Below are 613 nucleotides of genomic sequence, written 5' to 3'. Positions count from 1 at the left end.
AGTTAAAAGAGATATTGAAAGGCCGAGAGCTTCCGAACAGCCGCTTCACCCGTTTCCTGCTCCGTGCTCTGGAAGAGGATTACTATAACGCTGGCTCTCGTGAGACCAGAATTGACCTTGACCAAGTCGATCTTGAGCATATCGCACCGCTTAGCTCTCTTTCATCGGAGAGATATAGCACATGGGCAGCGGTCTTCAATCATAATGAGGAACGCTTTGATCACTACAAATCCAGACTTGGAAACCTTACGCTACTTGCAGACCGGCAGAATTCGAGAGTAAGGAATGGCTCGTATGCTGAGAAGTGCGCTGAGTACGAGCAGTCAGATATTACCATGACTCAGAGAATTCCAGACAATTATCCTTCCTGGGGCTTTGAGACGATAGAAGACCGTACCCGGACGATTGCTCAAGATATCGTGAATTTGTGGGGTGTGTAAGACCTAGTTCAAAAATAGGCTAAAGGTTGCTGTGGATACCGTCCTATTCAGATATTGTTTAGGTAGCCTCTCCGTTGTTCTACCTTCTGTTCCTCGGTTCTCTGATCGTAGTGCTTTGAGAGAACTTGCTGACCAACGTTCATACGGTCGCTAACAACTTTCTCAGGAACATC

The 613-nt window shown here is 46.8% G+C and carries 1 protein-coding gene and 1 pseudogene; one reads left to right on the top strand and one right to left on the bottom strand.

The features are described from left to right. Window positions 1–440, top strand: a 440-nt coding sequence (locus tag DVK07_RS20590) for an HNH endonuclease family protein (RefSeq protein WP_147441298.1), incomplete at its 5' end; no start/stop codon positions are given. 47 nt (window positions 441–487) lie between these two features. On the opposite strand, the pseudogene DVK07_RS23975 reads toward DVK07_RS20590, so the two are convergent. After that, window positions 488–613: pseudogene (locus DVK07_RS23975) on the bottom strand (site-specific integrase); the annotation flags it as partial.

This window comes from Halorubrum sp. Atlit-26R, from assembly GCF_003666015.1.
Taxonomy (GTDB): domain Archaea; phylum Halobacteriota; class Halobacteria; order Halobacteriales; family Haloferacaceae; genus Halorubrum.
Note: the sequence above shows the minus strand (reverse complement) of the source record. Positions and strands in the feature narration are given on the sequence as shown.